Annotated in this window: 12 protein-coding genes; 5 read left to right on the plus strand and 7 right to left on the minus strand. The window is 52.4% G+C overall.

The genetic code is table 11. The features are described 5' to 3' along the window. Nucleotides 1-14: 14 nt before the first annotated feature. Nucleotides 15-1,415: a hypothetical protein gene (locus MFFC18_RS06845; RefSeq protein WP_075083198.1), complete on the minus strand. Its 1,401-nt coding sequence runs from the start codon at nucleotides 1,413-1,415 to the stop codon at nucleotides 15-17. Between the two features lie 740 nt (nucleotides 1,416-2,155). Here MFFC18_RS06845 and MFFC18_RS25770 point away from each other — a divergent pair. Beyond that, nucleotides 2,156-2,509 carry an HPF/RaiA family ribosome-associated protein gene (locus MFFC18_RS25770; protein WP_084416925.1) on the plus strand — a complete coding sequence of 118 codons (354 nt, stop codon included), beginning with the start codon at nucleotides 2,156-2,158 and terminating at the stop codon, nucleotides 2,507-2,509. A 50-nt stretch (nucleotides 2,510-2,559) separates the two neighbouring features. Continuing rightward, a complete protein-coding gene (locus MFFC18_RS06855; protein WP_075083200.1) occupies nucleotides 2,560-3,342 on the plus strand; it encodes a PP2C family protein-serine/threonine phosphatase in 783 nt (260 codons plus the stop codon). A gap of 31 nt (nucleotides 3,343-3,373) precedes the next feature. Here the strand turns inward: MFFC18_RS06855 and MFFC18_RS06860 are convergent, their stop codons facing one another. The 6 genes from MFFC18_RS06860 to MFFC18_RS06885 form a co-directional block, all read right to left on the minus strand. Further along, on the minus strand, nucleotides 3,374-6,538 hold the full coding sequence (locus MFFC18_RS06860) for a PVC-type heme-binding CxxCH protein (RefSeq protein WP_075083201.1): 3,165 nt from the start codon (nucleotides 6,536-6,538) through the stop codon (nucleotides 3,374-3,376). Next, nucleotides 6,535-7,722, minus strand: a complete 1,188-nt coding sequence (locus MFFC18_RS06865; RefSeq protein WP_157665075.1) for a c-type cytochrome — start codon at nucleotides 7,720-7,722, stop codon at nucleotides 6,535-6,537. Before MFFC18_RS06865 ends, MFFC18_RS06860 begins: the two co-directional genes overlap by 4 nt. Nucleotides 7,723-7,791: 69 nt before the next feature. Further along, nucleotides 7,792-8,616, minus strand: a complete 825-nt coding sequence (locus MFFC18_RS06870) for a hypothetical protein (protein ID WP_075083259.1) — start codon at nucleotides 8,614-8,616, stop codon at nucleotides 7,792-7,794. Nucleotides 8,617-8,778: 162 nt separating this feature from the next. After that, a complete protein-coding gene (gene smc, locus MFFC18_RS06875; protein WP_075083203.1) occupies nucleotides 8,779-12,414 on the minus strand; it encodes a chromosome segregation protein SMC in 3,636 nt (1,211 codons plus the stop codon). A 126-nt stretch (nucleotides 12,415-12,540) separates the two neighbouring features. After that, nucleotides 12,541-14,418, minus strand: a complete 1,878-nt coding sequence (locus MFFC18_RS06880) for a flagellar basal body P-ring protein FlgI (RefSeq protein WP_162273914.1) — start codon at nucleotides 14,416-14,418, stop codon at nucleotides 12,541-12,543. A 232-nt stretch (nucleotides 14,419-14,650) separates the two neighbouring features. Next, nucleotides 14,651-15,133 carry a YybH family protein gene (locus MFFC18_RS06885; RefSeq protein WP_075083205.1) on the minus strand — a complete coding sequence of 161 codons (483 nt, stop codon included), beginning with the start codon at nucleotides 15,131-15,133 and terminating at the stop codon, nucleotides 14,651-14,653. Nucleotides 15,134-15,309: 176 nt separating this feature from the next. Between MFFC18_RS06885 and miaA the strand changes: the two genes are divergently transcribed. The 3 genes from miaA (at nucleotide 15,310) to MFFC18_RS06900 (ending at nucleotide 18,294) form a co-directional block, all read left to right on the plus strand. Then, nucleotides 15,310-16,260, plus strand: coding sequence for a tRNA (adenosine(37)-N6)-dimethylallyltransferase MiaA (gene miaA / locus MFFC18_RS06890; protein WP_075083206.1), 951 nt, complete (start codon nucleotides 15,310-15,312; stop codon nucleotides 16,258-16,260). Nucleotides 16,261-16,561: 301 nt separating this feature from the next. Then, nucleotides 16,562-17,551 carry a hypothetical protein gene (locus MFFC18_RS06895; protein WP_075083207.1) on the plus strand — a complete coding sequence of 330 codons (990 nt, stop codon included), beginning with the start codon at nucleotides 16,562-16,564 and terminating at the stop codon, nucleotides 17,549-17,551. A 53-nt stretch (nucleotides 17,552-17,604) separates the two neighbouring features. After that, a complete protein-coding gene (locus MFFC18_RS06900) occupies nucleotides 17,605-18,294 on the plus strand; it encodes an HAD-IA family hydrolase (RefSeq protein WP_075083208.1) in 690 nt (229 codons plus the stop codon). Nucleotides 18,295-18,355 lie beyond the last annotated feature (61 nt).

Raw genomic sequence — 18,355 nt, forward strand, 5'->3', positions numbered from 1 at the left:
ATTGAAGTCCGGGATCAGTAAGTCTGTCCGTCGATCGGGTCTGCATGAATTCTTCTGCCGTCTTCTTTTGCTTTACTCCTGAAAATGGCATTGAGTCGAATGACAAGATTGGAAAACAAAGTAGATTGCTTCGCCTCAGTTATTTTGTCTGTTGATTTGACTAGCCGGACCAACCGATATCCGGCAAAAACCCATAGCAACAAAACAGCAGCCAGCACTGAACGATAGGCAACGGGTGTTCCCAGAAATATGACACTAGCGGCAGCGACTTCCGCCAGCGGCTTGATCAACCCGCTGTTCAGCGAAATCGCAAATCGCCGCTGACCACGTCGGATCCTTGTGTAGAGAAAGTTAAGTGTCGTATCGTGTACGCTTCGCCTCCACGCGTCCAAGGACTTTCCTATTGTGGCGAAAACAAGCACAATGACGACGGACGGGCTCAGGAAGATAGACACCGACACGAATAACAACATCGCCGGCATCAAGATGACAGGAACCGTCAATCGTTTTCCCGACAGAAACCGATCTGTCAAAAGCAGCTGAAGTACGATCGTCGCGAAACCAACGACGCCGTAGTAAATCCCAAAAAACTGAACCAGGCTCGTTGTCTGCCCCTCAAAAACGGTATTCGCCGCAGACTTCCACTCGAACGCAAGAATCGTGAGCACGATGACTTTGGCCGCAATCAGAATGCCGATCCATTTGCGAAACTTGTCTGAGCAAACGTAGGTCTTGGCTTTCGAGCATAAAGGCGAATGATAATCCGGGATTTTGAAAGCGGTGGGCTTCGTCGTGGAAGATGCTTGATCGCTACCAACGGCAAGAACAGCTTTTATGTTGGCTTGATACTTCAGCCCGAACCCGATCGCCATCGCAACGACGTCAAGGCACATTCCAACGATCAACCAGGTTTGAATGCTTAGGACCGCTGACTCCAAAGCCAAAGCTCCGCCGGCCAATACTGCGGCAATCGGAGCAGCCAGTCCGACCACAGTCCAGGCAGATTTGCTGGCTTCACGACCTAGCTTCGTGTTGAGGGCTAAGACTATGTTGATTGCGTTAATGCAGCCTTTGATGTCCGCCATCAAATAGATTGCAGCAAGAAGCCAGAAGGAATGATGATACTTCGGCAGCAAGACAAAAGCGGTCAGCGTAAAGGCTGCGAAGCAGAAGCTTGAAACCTGAATCGTCGTGGCGACACTGTACTTTTTGGTTAACAGATACCAGGCTGATGCAACGATCGCAGTAAAGATTCCCGAAAGCACGAAAACCAATGACAAATGCTCGTTGCCGATGCGGGAGAGAAACAGACTGTCGCCAATCGTTCGCGCGACAATGTAAGACGTCGCAATCACCAACGAGAAAGCAAACAACAGCAAGACAGTGCTTCTTTCATAAGTCGGTATCTTGAACATTTAATATTCAGCAAGAGACGGTCTTAGTTCTATGCAACCACCAAAGAAACCGCGATCTATCCGCAACAGTCAACTCTCGGAGCAAATCTGAATTCTGCTTGGCACTGTTTGATAAATGTGAGTGCCTTGCCGCTCGTGTTTGGCCGCGTTGACGCCATGAAAATCAATTTGTCAAACAGCGCCGGGGCTGGCATCGCGTTTCGCTATTCTTCGGCAAGCAAAAGTAACCGCAAGTTCACCGGAGTGATTTATCGGGTTGGAGGACTGGTGTCACATTTTTCAATGCAATATCGCGTTTCGTTTTAGTCACAACAATATATACGGCGCCAATCCAGGAAGGCGCCAAATGATTTATCGTAGTTGGTTCGAAGGTAAAATGAGCGAATTCAAATGGCAGTTTTTTTGTTTCATTGCGAACAAAAACCGGCTGGCCAAGTCAGAGTTATTCGAGTGGCGAAATCGTCCATTTCAAGTGAGCGTTAGACGGCTTCTTTGTTTGAAACCGCGTCCATTCAGGTCGTGCTTAGCTGTTGTTGCTTCGGTTCTCAGGCGTTTTGTTTTGAACTTAAAAACCAACATATCTATCGGAACCATTTGTCGTCCCATCCGTAGGCGTCTATAGCAGCGGACCGCTATCAACTCGGGCCACTGCCACCACGAAAATCCGTGGATTCGGCCAGACGGAAGCGTATTCCGCTGCTGAACACACTCGTCAACTTTTTTGCACCGGAGAGTACTTGATGAACATTACTTTCAACAACAAGCAGGGAAAGCTGGGGAAAACTGCCGTCGCGAATGTAGCCGACAAAATTGGCGCCGTGTTTTCCAAATTCGAGGCCGATATCGTCTCAGTAGAAGTCTGTGTAAAAGACGTAAATGGTCCCAGGGGAGGAGTCGACAAACGGTGCCGACTGCTCATTCGATTGCGAAGAATGAAAGACGTCGTGGCGTCGGTGCAGGAAGATTCTGTTTCCAGAGCTATTTCTCGCGCCGTAAGAAGGGCTGAACGGGCTATCAAGAGAAAAGTACAGCGTCGGGGTATGCGGAATCTTGGCCGAAAACCGGCTTTGGGATTTGCTGTTTATTCTGACTGAGACTTTGCGGTCAAAGCCAGACACCACTTCCATAAAACAGTATCATTCCAATGAAACTTGAATCGAACCAGATGCGCTGCACCGAGATCGTGGGGAGCAACCTTGCGACTAGCAAGGCTTATCGAACCCACGGTCTCGATATTTACGTTGACAGCTCACCATTTCACAACAGTCGGATTGGAGGCGGTGATGTCTACTACGTCACCAGTTGTCATTCCGATGATTCTGGGAGAGTGACTCGCTTGATGCTGGCAGATATCAGCGGTCATGGTGAGGAGGCTGCGGGGAGGGCTATTTCTTTGCGAGGGTCGCTTCGTAAGAATGTCAATCAGAAGAGTCAGTCCAATTTCGTTCAGCGAATGAACGAAGAGTTCATTGAATCATCCCCCAGGGATCAAATCGCAACAGCGGTCGCGGCCAGTTATTTCGTTGACCAGCGACGATTATCTCTTGGGATTGCAGGGCATCCGAATCCGCTTTTGTTTCGGCAGTCAGCAATGCAGTGGTACAAAATTGACGAACAGGCTTTGAGGAACGAAACCTCACTTGCCAATGTTCCGTTCGGGATTTGTGCCTCGACATCTTTCCCGACGAGAAATATCGCTGTTGAAGACGGAGACATGTTTCTTCTGTACAGCGATGCCTTGACCGAATCGCTCGATTCCAACCACGACCTTCTTGGCATAGACGGCGTGTTACAAGTTCTTAACGAGTCGCCTGAGAAGAAAGGTCCATGTCTCATTTCAAATTTGCGACAGCGAATCCGTTCGATCAATCCTCAGAATTTGATGGGCGATGATGCCACGTTGATTTTAGGGCAGTTTGCAAAATGAATTTCGGACGAAAGTCCTTCGGGCTGGTCTGCTATTGATCGTCAATGTTTTGTTTGATCAACGCATCGTCGACTTGATTGTTCGCACAGCCATCTTCCGGAACTTCGACATTCGCAGTCCATAGAATTGCATTGAGCACTATCTTGCGGAAGTTGTCGTCTTGCCAGCTTTCGTGATTGTGACCGCCGGTGAATCCAAAGCCACGACCGCCACCAGGGCGTTGGTATGCCCAGGCGACGTGTTGCGTTTCGCCATTGGCGACCGCTCTTCGAACAGCAGTATTTCCACTGCGTTCACCGTCTGGGCGACGAAGGGTATGGGCCGGTGGTACGTCAGTGAGGATGGGAGTGATACCCTTCATGCCTTCAACGAATCGCATGTGATAGTACCATTCGTCATCGACGCTGAACGGTTCGACTCCACGGCAGATCGCATGATCAGGCAAAGCGTTGAAGTTTGGTTTCCAATGGGGGTTCACCGACCAGTCCAAATCACAGAAGCCTCCCATCCAATTTAGAAACAGGTCTCCCATCTTTCCTTTTTCAGCTTCGGTCGACCAGTGGAGCATGACCACGCCAGTCCCGCCGTTCATCAACGCATCAAATTCATCAAGCTTCTTTTTCAGCACGTGTCCCGAATGGCCGGTGCTAAAGATCACTATTGTTGCAGCATCTTTCAGGATCGATTCGTCTTGCGGATACCCGTAGTGCGGAACGAGTTCGGCATCAATGTTCAGCCCCGAGTCATTCAGAGCGTTGGCAAGAATCATATTGCCGGCGCGATGTTCGTGTTTCATGCGGCCATGACTCGGATGCCCAGAAATGAAGACGACTTTGGTTTTCTTCTTCGCGTCTCCAACTTCTTGTTCAGTGTCAACCGAAACACGATTCCAATACGCCCATTCGTTTTGCCAATCGTTAGCTTTGTTCTCGATCGTTAGTTTGACGGTTTGGCCAGCGAAGTTTGAAAGGTCAACCGACACATCGAGCCATTCGTCGTTGGCGACAGTTTTGCTGCCGACGATTTGATCCGCCAGAAGTTCTCCGTTGGCTAAAACGCGCAATTGCCAATCGCCATGAGGGTGGTGACTGACTCGCATATTCAACTTCGTTCTGCCAATTTCTGGAATTTTCAGCTGTCGGCGTAGAGTGCTTGGTGTTTCTCGATCCAATGGGTGTGTCTGGACTGCGGTTGCGTTCCGAAAAACAGAATGGTCGACCACACCGCCTTCACCTACGTCGTGTACTTTAAATCCCGGAGCAGACTTTTGGATGATTCGTTGCCAAACTCGCTTTTCGTTCTTTTGCGGCTTTCGCGGTCGATTCACTTGCGATGCGACGTCTCCTGTCGTCAAACGCCTTGCAACGAATTCAGCAAGCTGCGGCATCTTTCCGTTGATTGCCAGAGCCAACGCTTTTTCAGGATGATGTGGAACCATCGGCTCAAGCCCAAACCAAATCATTCGCGGCAAATTATTGTCGGCTGCATCTTCGCTGTGGCTTGCCAGCGCATCAAGGATTGGCCAGCGATCGGCAAACGGCATTCGTTGCACGGCTGAACTCAAAAATCTTCGCACGACAGCAGAGGAATCATCTCGTGCCATTGCGGTAAACTTTTCCAGTACGTCAGGGCCAACAATTGAATCTTGCAACTTGCTCGTGTCCTGAAACGCATTCAATGGACTTTCGTCACAAAGGAATCGGATTGCCCAGCCGCGAATGTGTTCGTCAGAATGATCGAGTAGAGTTGTGAGTCCTGCTTCGTCGAAGGCGTTTGTGACGTACAGAGCCCACATCGCTCGTAGCTTCTTACGAGTTTCAACGTCGGAGTTTAAAATTGAAGTCAGAGTTTCTTGCGCTTCTGCGATGTCTCCGTTGGCTCGGTCTTGCAACAGCGTCCTGGATTGCCGCACGTACCAGTCATTGTCATGCGTTTGCAATTGAGCCAATTCAACGCTCGACATTGCCCTCAAGTTCGGCGGCGTGATCGGTGTCGCCTTCTTGGGCATGATGCGATACACACGACCGCTGTTGGGGAAGTTAATCGCGTTACCGCAGATGTCTGTGTCATGCCAGTCGAGAACATAAACGCCGCCCTCGGGTCCAATTTCTATGCTGAACCCAACCCACGCCAAATCATTCGTGGGCATAAAGTCATCACCATGCTTGCCAATAAAGCTGGAGCCATTGGGTTGCATGAAGTCTGTCAGGACCGCATGTTCATGGATGTTGCACATGAAAAGATAATTGCGTTCGTTGTACGGTTTAGGGAATGCGTCCGCCAGGTAAAATCGCGCGCCACCATGAGCCGACAGGTGCGTATGGTCACGAATCGTTTTGATGTCGTCGTAAATGTGAGGATTCACATGCGGCAAACTTTGTTTGTGATAAACGCCGCCTTGCACGATGTGAAACAGGTGCGGAATGACGCAGCAGGTCGCGAACCCTTGACCGTGATCGTCAAAGTCGAAACCCCATGGATTCGATAAACCTCTCGCATGGATTTCGAATTTGTTTCGCGTTGGATGGTAGCGCCAGATGCCTCCGTCAATAAATTGGCGATCCTCTTTCGCGCAGTTAGGCTTGCCGACTTCCGAGCGCGTAAACACTCCGTGGCATCCATAGAGCCAACCGTCCGGTCCCCAGATGAAACTGTTGAGCGTTTCATGGCGATCGTGAAAGCCCCAGCCATCAAGCAAAATTTCCGGCGGTCCATCGGGGACGTCGTTCCCGTCTCTATCGGGAATGAAGCTAAAGTTTGGCGGCGAGCCAACGAAGACTCCTCCGTGGCCTAGGGCGATTCCAGATGTGAATGTTAACTTGTCCGTGAATGTCTTCTTCTTGTCGAAAATACCATCTCCGTTGGTGTCTTCGAGAATTTGAATCCGACTGATCTGCTTGTCTTCGATGTGCTTGCCGCGTGTCTGATAGTTGAAGTTCTCGACAATCCACATTCGGCCTTTGTCGTCAAAGCAAAATGCAATCGGCTCAGCAATGTCAGGTTCTGCGGCAAACACTGAAACATCGAACCCGTCCGGGATCGCCATTTTCTTGACGGCTTCGTCGGGTTTCAGAAACGGAGCGTCGCTGGTTCGGTGCTGTTTCTTCGGCAGTTCGTTTCGCGCGTCTTGTGCAAAGGCGGCACTAGAGGCCAACAGGAGCAGCATCCAGGCAGAAGTGATTGATTTGATGATCATTTCGCCACCTCAACTTGCTTTGTCGTTTGCAGATACTTGATCAAGTCAATGACTTCCTTCTGTTCCATCTGTTCAAGTTGTCCGTCCGGCATCATCGATTTTTCGGATATCTTTCGTGCCTCGATATCTTCTTTCGCAATCACCAGCCTTGGATCTTCAACCGTCTTCAGAACTAGTTTTGTGGCATCTTCTTCCGCAACGACACCCATTACTAGCCGGCCGTCTTCGGTTGCGACGGTCACCGTTCTGTATCCTTCGGCAACGTCATAGCTTGGGTCGATACTGTTAAGCAGAATGTAATCGAGGTTTGCTCGATTCGAACCTGTAAGTTCGGGGCCAATGTCGCCGCCTTCGTCGTAAAGCAAATGACAGTTTGCACAGGTCTTTTGGTAAACCGCTCGACCGCGAGAAGCACTCGCTTTTGCTAAAACCTCTGGCGTAAGCATCGCCTTGTATTTCGCCAATAGTTTTTCGCGGTCTTCACCAAGTGATTTCAGCTCCCCGAAAACCCCCTCGAAATCGCCGCCCAAAATTTCTTTCAATGCGCGGACAACATGAACTGGAATTTGATCGCGATTGATCCGCTTCGATTCAACGGCTTCCAGCAAATGTCGAGCGTAGAATTTTCGCGTGGCCAACGTTTCGATCACGGCTGCTTTTTGATTCGAATCCATTGCCTCGTATCGCGAAAGTAAAACGGCTGGGGCAGTAGCGTTTTCGATCATCGCGAAACCGCGGATCGCGTCTAAATTCAGATCAGGGTCGTCCAGCAAGGATTCCAAAGCATCGGAAGCCTCTTCGTTTTGCTGAACGAGCAAGCTTCGCAGCGCGGTTTTCCGCAAAGTGATCTCAGCGGATGGATCGCGAATCGCCAACAACGCCAGCTCGGTCGCTTCGACATCGCCGAAAACCTGCGAAAGCTGCATCGTCAGTTCGCGAACGTTTGCTGTTTCGGCTTGCGACAATGTTTGGCTAAGCTCTTTCCACCCGTCAGGCGTTTGAACCTGGCGCCGACCTTCAAGTCCTTTGAGCATTCCGGTCAGCAACGACTGTCGCATCGCGTCATTGTCGGTTTTGCCAATCGCTTGTACCAACAACGCGAGTGAAGAAGTTTCATCACACATTGCCACGCGAGGCGAGAAAAAGGTGGCAAACAGAATCAGCGACAACAGAGCTTGCTTCATGATCATTCCCGAATGGTGATTGGGCCAGACGGATTCTAACCTGAAGCGGAACAGGTTTGTAGTGACGCGTTAGCGAACAGCAACAATGTACGCGATCCAACTTTCGTGACTGGGATATTCTTCCGTCCGGTACCACTCGCCCGTGTCCTCGCCGTCTTCGTCTTCGCGATCGAAGTACACATAGCTGTGACTGAAACCGGCCTCTTCAAGCAGTTCGCGAACTTCCGGGATCGTCCAGAAACGCCACTCGTAAGTGAACGCTTTCTTTAATTTGCTTCCATCAGCGAACCTGAATGAAATGTGGAACACGCAATCGGCAGTGACCGGATTGAAGCTTTCCTGTTTCCAATCGTAGCGAAATCCTTTCTTGCCTTTCTTGATCGTCCGCTTGTCCGTGCGACCTTCTTCGTAGCATCCTCCTCCGCCCATCATGTCCATCACCATGATGCCCTGATCCGCCATGTTGGCTCTGGCAATTTTGAAATACTCAACGACCTCGGGACGCGTCTTGAAATACCAAAAAGAGAAATTCTGCGCCGCCAGAACATCCACGCGTGGCCGATTCTTTTGGCGAACGTCCTGTTCCAGAATCTTGACCCGATCTTTTTGGTGCTGAGTCAAAGGCTCGAAGTTATGCTCGGTCCCCCACGCAATCGGTTCAGGATCAAGGTCGATGCCCAGAGCCGTTCGTTCTCGCCCGCGGCGAACCCACTCGCAGCAGATCGCGTACGTGCCACAGAAATCCTCCCGAAGTGTTTTCGGTTTGCGACCAAATTCGTCCTTGAAAGCCTGTTCGAAAAAGTCAACTTCATGTTCCGGTGACTGGACGGATTTTTGGTAGCAGAGATACTTGTCGGCTTGGGCGGCCAACGATTTTTTCTTGGGTTTTCCCACGTGCAGTGCCTGTTGATGGATCGTCAAAGATGCGGATTCGAGGCGCTTATCTTAAGTGCAAACATTGACGTGGTATAGGCTTCAGACCTGCGTTTTCACGGATGAAAACCACATGATGGACGGTGCGGTGCAGATGCAATCTCGAGGGAAGGCCGGTGCCAATCAAGCCGCGTCGTCGTCGCGATGGATGGCTTCATCGGAAATCTCGCCGTCTTCATTGACGTCCTCGAATCGAACGCTGACTCGCTTCGAGACGCCGCTCTCCTGCATCGTGATACCGTACAGCGTTGTCGCAGCGGTCATCGTCTTCTTCGAGTGTGTCACGATTACGAATTTTGTCCAGCCAAGGAAACTCTTCAGCACGTCAATGAAACGACCAATGTTGGCTTCGTCAAACGGAGCATCAACTTCGTCGAGGACGCAAAACGGGCTGGGGCGAAACTGGAAGATCGCCATCAACAGCGAAACCGCCGTGAGGGCTTTTTCGCCACCGCTGAGCAACGAGTTGTTAAACTCGGGCTTGCCGGGAGGCGTTGCGATGATCTCCACGCCGGCGTCAAGCGGATCGACGTCGGCTTCGAGAATGATGTCCGCTTTGCCGCCGCCGAAAGTTTGGCGAAACAGCTTTTGAAAGTTCGTGCGGATTGCTTCGAGCGTCTCAACGAAGATCTTTCGCGAGTCCGCGTTGATACGAACGATGATTTTCTCAAGGGTCTCTTTGGCTTCGACCAGATCTTCGTACTGACCATTGAGGTGATTGTAGCGAGTCTCAAGTTCTTCCAGCTCGTTCAACGCTTCCAGATTCACCGAGCCGATTTGTCCGAGCTTCTTTCTCAGCTGCGAAATTTCCTGGTCGATCTCTTCTCGCTCGGCGTTCTCGTCGAACTCTTCATTGGGAGCCTCGAACTCGTCCAGCGTCGTGATGTCGATGCCGTAGTCGTCTCGCATCCGCTCCATCAGTTGCGTTCGCTGCAAGTTGATCTGCTCGGTGCGAATTTTCGTTTGCGTCAGCTTGTCTTCGGCCTGTTTGAGTGCGTCGCGACGCTGGTTGATGGCGTTTGTGATTTCCCGGCGCTGCCCGTCGATCTCCAGGCGTTCCTTATTCATCGTCGCCAACTTGTCGGCCAGTTCGTCTTTCTCCAGCGTCAGCTTTGAAATCAATTCGGTGGCTTCTTTGATCGCGATTTCAGCCGCGTCTCGCGCCGAAGCATCATCCGAAATGCGAGAGCCGAAATGTTTGCTGCGCTCTTCCTGTTGAGCTAATTGCTCGCGTTCGTCGGCGACTTGAGCCTGCAAAGATTCCAGTTGTTGTTCAAACTTTCCAACGGCGACTTTGGCCTTTGTCAGCTCCCGTTCGAGTTGGTCGCGTCGCTTTTGAGCCTCCCGAGCGTCCGATTCATCTTTCTCGATCAACTGCGAGAGACTGGAAACTGCCAGCTCATTTTTGGCCAAATCGTTTTGCTGGGACGTCAACGCGTTCGTGATCGTGGAGAGCAGCGATCCCGTTTGTGCAAGCTCGTTGTTGGCCGCCGCCAATTCGTCCTTAAGCGAACCAATCCGCCCCAGCACCTGATCGGCTTTGTCGGTTTCGGCTTGAAGTTTCGATGAGAGCCCCGTGTTTTCTTCGATCAGTTTTTGAACCTGACTCTCGGCCGTCGACTCAAGCTCTGTCAATTCGGCCACTTGCTCGCGACAAGCATCGATTTCCGATTTCAGCCCCATCAGATTCTTCTTGATCGCCCGCAACTCACTGCGACGCGAAACGATTCCTCCGGTGACCGATTTGGGACCGGCCAGGATCGTGCCGTCGGACTCCACGATCTCGCCATCGAGAGTTACCAAACGGACGGTTTTTCCCGGGCCGTTGTGAAGTCGCACGGCGTCGGCAAGCGTTTTGCAAACCCATGTTCCGCCGAGGAGAGACTGAGCGAACTGTTCATAGCGATCTTCGACTTGAACCAGTTCGTTGGCCCGTCCAATGATTCCTGCTTCGCCCGAAAGATCGGTTCTCAGGTCAGCGCCAAGCGTCGGTGGCGAAGAGAGTTGAACGAGTCCAACGCGACCGTCCAGTTTCACCTGTTCGCTCGACAGTCCGTCCACCAGTTGCCGCCCATCGACAACGATGTACTGTGCGATATCTCCAAGTGCAACGTCGACGATACCTGCGTGTTGCACGTTCACCGAAACCAGATCCGCTACCAGGCCGACAACATCACCAAGGTAACCCTCGCGAGACTGTTGCGACTTTTGCAGCAATTCGCGGGCTCCCGCGTTGACGCCTTCAAGGCTTTTCTCAAGCTCCTGAATGACGTTTGCTCGCTGCGTCAAACCGGACTGTTGATTTCGCAATTCCGACAGACGTTCTTTCCGACCGCCGAGTTCCTGCTTGTACTGATCGAACGATTTTCGCGCCTCCGCCAGTCGACCGTCCGTTCGTTCGGCTTCCGTTTTCAGCTGATGCTGGTGAGCCAGAACTTCTTCGTGGCGCTGTTTCTGTTCGTTCAGGTCCTTCTGCAAACGCTCGACAACACCCGAAAGTCGATCGCGATCCCGTTGGCTGGCCTGCAGTTTTGAATCGCTCGAAGAAACCAGTTTGCCAAACTGAGTCACCAGCAGCGCCAAATCCCGATACTCGTTGCGACGAGCCTCTCCGCTGGCCCGCAAAGAAAGCAGGGCTTCATCTGCGGCCGACTGTTCTGCGGTCAGTTTTTCAAGTTGATCCGAAGCGTCACGGAAATCAATTTCCGCTTTGTCCAGTTCCTCAGCACGTTGTTTCACTCGCGCGCTCAGTTCCGCGGTTCGTTTCGCAGCCTGTTCGTTTTCTGCTTTCAGTTCTTCCTTGCGTTGATCGATGTCGATCAGCCGTGACTGATTGATCTGCAACTGCGAATCGTTCTGAGCCAGTTCTTCCCGGACGGTGCTTGAACGTTCCTGAACTTCGGACAGTCTCTCTGTCAGAGCATCCAGTTGCTCTTCGAAAGCTTTCGCTTTCCCGGATTCCGCGGCAATGAACTCCGCATGCTCTTTCGCGATCGCTGACTGTTCCTCGACGATGCTGTTGATCCCGGCAAGTTCCTCCGAGAAAGTCTTCCAGTCATTCACGCCAGCGAAGGTTCGCAAATGCTGCAGCCGTTCCGAAAACTCCTTGTAGCGAGCCGCCCGTGACGCCTGTGCTTTGACACTGCGATAGCGGCTGCCGACTTCTTCCACGATATCCGACAGCCGAATCAGATTGCCGTGGACGCGAGCCAACCGCCGTTCGGCTTCAACTTTTTTGGCCTTGAAGCGGCTGATTCCAGCGGCTTCTTCGAAAATCGCACGCCGTTCCTTGGGGCTGGTGGACAGCATCCGCTCGACTTTGCCCTGCTCGATCAGGCTGTACGCATCGGTGCCGACACCCGTTCCGCGAATCAGATTGCGGATGTCCTTCAGCCGCGAATTTTCGCCATTGATCAAGTATTCTGTGTCGCCGCTGCGATAGACCCGGCGGCTGATGTGGACTTCGTCCGAGTCGATCCCCAGCAGCCGTTCCGTGTTGTCCAGAACCAGAGTCGCCTGAGCCGCGTTGGACGGACGCCGAGCGTTGGAACCGGACGATCCTTTGAAGATCACGTCCGACATCTCTTTGCCGCGGAGCGATTTCGCGCTCTGCTCGCCCAGCACCCATTTGATCGCGTCAACGATGTTCGATTTACCCGAACCGTTGGGGCCGACGACGACCGTAATCCCTGGCGGAAACTCGAACCGGGTTTTGTCCGCGAAGCTCTTAAAGCCGCTAAGTTCCAGGGCCTTAAGCATTCGAGCAAGCTCCGGGTGAGTACGGGAAAGTTAACAAACTACAGGGTACAAATTTCGCGCAACGTGGGAAGCAAAGATCTCTATTAGACTCTTTGCCCTGTCGACTTTCCACTCGACTTTCTGTTCTTACGGCTGCGACGGACTGCCTGTCACGAACTCTTTCATCTTCGTCCAAGCCGACTTCTGTTCCTGCAGTTCCTCAGCAGTCGGCAGGTTGCCATCGATCAAATCAGTCGTCACGCGAGCCGGACGCTTGTCTTCCATCTCCGAACCGTTGCGAAACATCTCCGGTGCGGATTCTGCAAGATAACGATTCGATTCCTCGGACACTGTATCGTCTTCGGTGTACTCGCGATCGTTTCCTGGAATGGCGTCGACGACCAGACGTGCAACCATCGTTTCGTCTTTCTTCGCTCCTCGAAAAATTTTCAAGATGCGACCGTAGGTGAAATCGTGATTCGCCAAAGTCTCAATCAGATCGCCGATCTCGGTCGAGCAAACCGTTTCTTCGCGTCCATGATCCTTTGAGTAGTGGATCAACTTCAGCTTGCCGGTCCCAGCCGATCGAATCGTGGTTCCGGTCTCGACGTACAGGAAGTCATCCGAGACTCGAGCGTCGCCAAAGACGACCACTTCAGGCCGTTTGCTGCGTGAGAAATGAACCATCGGGCTCGACTCAACCGGAACGCTGTGCAGAAAGAAATCTTTAAACTTGCGGCCATAGACCAACGGGTGATCCGGGCTGCGTGTGTGCAACGCGCGGAACGCACCGTAACGAGTTTCTGCACTTTCAGACTGCATCAACAGTTCGAGATAGGTTGCTGCATCGGAATCTTCGCAGGCCGAAAGTGCTGTCATCGCGTGCCAGCGGAACGCCGGTTCGGTTTCGGCGACTTCTTTCAGAATCAACAAGCCTTCCGAGTGGCCGCAGTAAGTCAACGCTTCGGCGGCGCGGAACCGAAGTTCCAAATCCGGATTGGTGAGCGAACGTTTCAAAGTCGGAACAGCGTCGCGTCCGATGGCTTCGAGTCGAAGTGCTGCCTGCGCGCAAGTCGCCGGGTCAGTCATCTGCTTGCCAAGTTCGTCCAGACGTTCGACTCGCTGCTGCGATGTTTCGTTGTATCGAATATTGGCCATCACTTCAGAGAAACGTCGGACATTGTGTCGGTAAATATCCGGCAACTCCAGATTGACGGTCTTGTAATTCTTCGGCTGGGCAATGCCTTCTCTACCGTTTTCGGTCAGCGAAGTAAAGCGAGCGTTCACGGCGCGAGAGATCAGCGTCGTCGTTTTCGGACCGTAAGTCTGGGTCCGCAAGTTCAAACCAAGCGGACGGTATTCCAATGTTTCTCCACCGCCCAGGATCCAGCCATGAAGTTCGTTGGCTTCGTCCTGACGTGACTCAAAAACGCTGTCCACAAGGATCGCGCCTTCGGCAAGCCCGACGACCAGGCCTTCTTTCAGGCGACGGCCTTTGAATTGAGCCAGTCGTCTGAGTCGCGTGCGGAACACGGTTCCGTCATCAAGGCTGGTGCCTTCCATGTTGGGCACCATCTGAATTTCGACGTCGAAGCTGTCGCCTTTGCGTGCCCCAGGAGGAACATAGCCTCGGACGATCACCATCTCTGTATCTTTGCTTTCGAAAAGCTCGCGCGGATTGTCCAGTTTGTCTTTGTGCGTTTTAAGCTCGTCCAGCAAGTGGTCGCGATACGCACCGGGCTTCGCTGCCGATCCTGTTCCGTCAAGATTCAGCACCAATCCGATGCCTTCGATTTTGGCGTAGTCCATTCCCCACATGCCGCACGTTTCGGAAATGTACTTCGGGCCGACGGGAGATTTGTCCACGAACTGACTCAGTTCGTCTTCGTCGTCAGGACTTTGCCCGCGTTTGATGAAGTTGTTACATCCCGTTGCAGTTAAAATTCCGGCGATGGAAAACGCGGTAATACCAGCCAGGACTGAACGTCGGTGCGGATTGAGCGGTAACGAGAGACGTTTCTTCATCGGTGTGCCTTCCATGGCGAAATGAAGCTCAAATGGGTGCCATCGTTTGCGAAATGCACAGCGATGGCGCGTATTTTTCGCGGAACGTAGAGAGATCCCACGCCGCGGTCAAGATTAGTCGTCGGGTCATTATTCGGCCTAAATTGCCCAAACTCTGGCCGTGATGCATCTTCGCTGCTCCAGACGCGAAATCAGCATGCTGCTGTCGCCAGAACGGGCCAAATTGGCTTAGCTAGTCTTTCGGCGCTGTCTCAGGTTTCAGCGTCGAGGAGTGGTCATGGATGATCTTCCATTTCCCATCCATCTTGCGAAGCACAAGCGAAAAGTTGCCGTCCTTTTTTACGTCTTCGTCGCCCCCGTCTTTCGGAGGCAAAATCAGATGCCACTTTCCCAGGACCAACGCCGCGTCGTCATCGTCGCTCAACATGGTCACTTCAAGTCCGTCAAACGTGAGTGCTCCCATTCCACCTTTGGGGTAGGACTTTTTGTACTGATCAAGAGTCGCCTGCCAGCCTCGAGTTGTTTTGCCACCGCCACTGAAAGTCAATTTTTCTGATTTCCAGTAGGTTTCCATGAACCCCTCGATGTCTCCCTCGTTCCAACACTGAGCTTGCGTGGTCAAGATCGTTTCAATGTCGTCGTTCGAATTTGACGACAAACCGGCAATCAACGACAAACTGAACAGCGACAAAATAGCCAGGGATTTGGAAATCATTTTAAACTTTCAAATTGAGTACAGTTCGACTGGTGACCGTGTTACTCTGATCGTAACCGGAAACGAGAGTTTGTCGTTTGAGTCGTATGCCTACGCCGCGGATCCCGTGCAAAGCATGGTCTCGTGACACCCGTTTCAGGTTGCGACTTTTCAGGCTTCATTCCACAATTTTATCCATGACCGATCGATCCGACATCGCCAAAACTTGCTGGTTCCTGACAGGAGCCACCGCCAGCGGAAAATCCAGCACCAGTCTGGAGCTGGCGAAACGAATCAACGCCGAAATTATTTCGCTGGACTCGATGGCGATCTACCGCGGCATGGATATTGGCACGGCCAAGCCTCCGGTCGAAGAGCGTGGCGACATTCCACATCACTTGATCGACATCCGTGATCCCAGCGAAACGTTCAGCACGTCCCAGTATCGTGATGCGGCGTTGCAGACAATTGATGCCGTTCGTTCACGCGGGAAAGAAGTTCTGTTCGTCGGTGGAACAGCGCTGTATCTCAAAGCGTTGTTGCGTGGAATGTTCGAAGGTCCCCCAGCCGATTGGGAGTTCCGTAAAAAGGTCGAGGACGAGATCAAAGAGTCCGGCGGCGAGTTTCTGCACGAGCGTTTGCAGATGGTCGATCCTGTCGCGGCGCACAACATTCATCCCAATGACCATCGGCGTCTGATCCGCGCGTTGGAGGTTTTCAGCACGACAGGCAAACCGATCAGTCATTGGCAAATGGAGTTTGACAGCCCGACTCCTGCCGAGCAATGTCGCGTGTTCGCGATCCGACATGAGCGATCGATTCTGCACCAACGAATCGAGCAACGCGTCGGTGCCATGTTCGACGCCGGTTTGATCGAGGAAGTTCGTGGCTTGTTGGAAAAGCACGGCGAGTTGAGCCACACCGCGGCGCAGGCTGTCGGCTATCGCGAGGTTATCGAGCATCTCAATGGTCAGCATACCGAAGAGGAAACGAAAGAGTTGGTGTTGATTCGAACCCGTCGGTTTGCGCGACATCAGGAGACCTGGTTCCGCAATCTGAGCGAATGCCGCTGGGTTGATTTGGAAGCCGATTTTGAGCCATCGGCAGTGGCCGAAGAAATTATTGAGATGGCTGGAGTCGACGGCTGAGCCCCGAAAAACCGCGTGTTTTGAGAGCTGAGGACTTCTTTCTCTGTTTAAGTTCTGTCCTCGCGTCCGATTTCCGTTTTCGGTGGGGTCTAAATTTCAGGACCCGAGTGTGGCTTTGTTGCACCGGATCCAACCGAATGAAATAGTTGGTGGGCTCGGGCAATCTGTAATCGGTTTTCTGTGCCCGACCGTGATTCGATGGCACTCTAATTCTATTTTGCGTTTCCTTTGCATCATGCAACAGGATGGGATGGAGGGGCCGGTCAGCCTGTTCTGTCCGGCCCTTTTTGCATTAGGTTTTATGGCGGCGTTCAATATGCTGGTGAACAAGCACCTTGCGTTTATTTTGGTCACTGTCTCGTGTGCGATGCATTCGTGCACAACGGGGAACGTCTGCGGACAAGACCGCAGTGCATCGCGTGCACCGGAGTTCGAAGCCGAACGTTTGCCGACGCCGTCTCTGGAGTTGGCTCCTTGGGAAGAGGAAGATTCCGAGCTGGAGATTGTTTCGGGAGAGTCGGCTGGACTTTCAACACGAACCAAAGACGCGGAACCGTCTCCGGTGGATACCCCGCCAGAAGGACAGGTTTGGGAAACCGAGTCGCACAACGTTCGGGGCGCGTCACAACATAATCCGATTCTTGAACTTGAAGGCGAGGAGGTTGCGAATCCTTATCGTGGTGATTGGTTTGATCTGTTGAAAATGGAGCACGTTTGTCGTGAGATCGAATTGATCCGAGAGCAAGAGGTCGCGATTCGCGACGTCAGCCGGAAGTACAGATCGCTGTGCCGGAGCGTTCTACGAGAGTACGCGCAGGCAATCGTTTTGCCAACGGAAGAAGCGTATTCACGCCAGGCGATGCAGATGCGACTTGCCAAGCTGAGAACAAACGCTATCGATGAGATTCGCAGTGACATCCTGCTTCCGCAACAGGCCCGGCGACTCCGGAAAATTGACTTTCAAATGACGCTGCAATCGCAGGGGATTGTCGCGACGCTACGAGATCGTGACTTGGGGCTGGACATTACCAAAGAACAGCTCAGGGTGATCGAATCGCGTGCGGCAAAGCTGTCTGTAGAGTACGACTTGCTGCTACGTGGATTCAGGATCGAATTTCGCAACCAGATCCTCGGGCAGTTGAATTCTGATCAACGAGCCGAAATTGAATCATTGATGCAGTTGGATGCATCGGTTGGGGCGGAGGTGGAAGCCGATCAGGATGTGACAATGCGGGAAGAACTCGAGCGAGCGGCTTTGGAAAATCTGCAAGAGTATCGCTCTGGGCAGTAGGGACGTTGCAACTGCCGCTGTAAATTTTTGAGCCTGCGCGTAAAATCAGGCTCATGTCACGTATTTTTGTTTTCGATGCCGTCCACACCATTCTCAGGCCCATGCCTGACGTCGTGTCGGCATATTTTTTAGCCGGTCAACGTCACGGTAGTGAACTTTCGAAGCAGGACGTCAAGAAACGTTTTCGCATCGCTCGCCGGCAAAGATTCGGAACGTACGTCGTCGCGTCGCAAACTCACCCCGGTTCGCTACCGTCGAGCGATGAGATTGAGCGTATGCTTTGGCGCGACCTGATATCGGACGTATTTGAGGACCTCGATCGAGTTGACGAGCTTTTCGAACAGCTCTGGTTACATTTTGCGATGGCCGAGAATTGGCAATTGTACGACGACGTTGAGGAATGCTGGTCGCGATTGCACGCCAACGGAGACCGAATCGTGGTAGCCTCAAATTTTGATTCCCGGTTGCTTGACATCGTGGCAAAGCACCCGACTCTCGCGCTCGCCGACGCCGTCTACTGTTCCGCTGAAGTCGGCTTTCGCAAGCCAGACCCGCGGTTTTATGAAACGGTCGCGACATTGTTCGGGATCAAAGATTCCGACGAAGTGATCATGATCGGAGACGACTTCGAGAACGACTATGTGGCTCCGGGACGATTCGGCTGGCGGGCTTTTCACCTGAATCGAAAACACGGCGTGCGTCCCGACGAACGGGTAATCTCTTGCCTCAGTCAGCTTTCGTGACCGGCGTTGCGTCTGTATCCTGTCCGCAAAATATTTCTTCGGGCCAATGATAGAAGCGATC

Source organism: Mariniblastus fucicola, assembly GCF_008087665.1.
In the GTDB taxonomy this organism is placed as follows: domain Bacteria; phylum Planctomycetota; class Planctomycetia; order Pirellulales; family Pirellulaceae; genus Mariniblastus; species Mariniblastus fucicola.

What these genes read in the sequence shown, in the direction of transcription:
- MFFC18_RS06845 (WP_075083198.1), bottom strand. Translation starts at nt 1,415, where the DNA reads ATGTTCAAGATACCGACTTATGAAAGAAGCACTGTCTTGCTGTTGTTT.
- MFFC18_RS25770 (WP_084416925.1), top strand. Translation starts at nt 2,156, where the DNA reads ATGAACATTACTTTCAACAACAAGCAGGGAAAGCTGGGGAAAACTGCC.
- MFFC18_RS06855 (WP_075083200.1), top strand. Translation starts at nt 2,560, where the DNA reads ATGAAACTTGAATCGAACCAGATGCGCTGCACCGAGATCGTGGGGAGC.
- MFFC18_RS06860 (WP_075083201.1), bottom strand. Translation starts at nt 6,538, where the DNA reads ATGATCATCAAATCAATCACTTCTGCCTGGATGCTGCTCCTGTTGGCC.
- MFFC18_RS06865 (WP_157665075.1), bottom strand. Translation starts at nt 7,722, where the DNA reads ATGAAGCAAGCTCTGTTGTCGCTGATTCTGTTTGCCACCTTTTTCTCG.
- smc (WP_075083203.1), bottom strand. Translation starts at nt 12,414, where the DNA reads ATGCTTAAGGCCCTGGAACTTAGCGGCTTTAAGAGCTTCGCGGACAAA.
- MFFC18_RS06880 (WP_162273914.1), bottom strand. Translation starts at nt 14,418, where the DNA reads ATGAAGAAACGTCTCTCGTTACCGCTCAATCCGCACCGACGTTCAGTC.
- MFFC18_RS06885 (WP_075083205.1), bottom strand. Translation starts at nt 15,133, where the DNA reads ATGATTTCCAAATCCCTGGCTATTTTGTCGCTGTTCAGTTTGTCGTTG.
- miaA (WP_075083206.1), top strand. Translation starts at nt 15,310, where the DNA reads ATGACCGATCGATCCGACATCGCCAAAACTTGCTGGTTCCTGACAGGA.
- MFFC18_RS06895 (WP_075083207.1), top strand. Translation starts at nt 16,562, where the DNA reads ATGGCGGCGTTCAATATGCTGGTGAACAAGCACCTTGCGTTTATTTTG.
- MFFC18_RS06900 (WP_075083208.1), top strand. Translation starts at nt 17,605, where the DNA reads ATGTCACGTATTTTTGTTTTCGATGCCGTCCACACCATTCTCAGGCCC.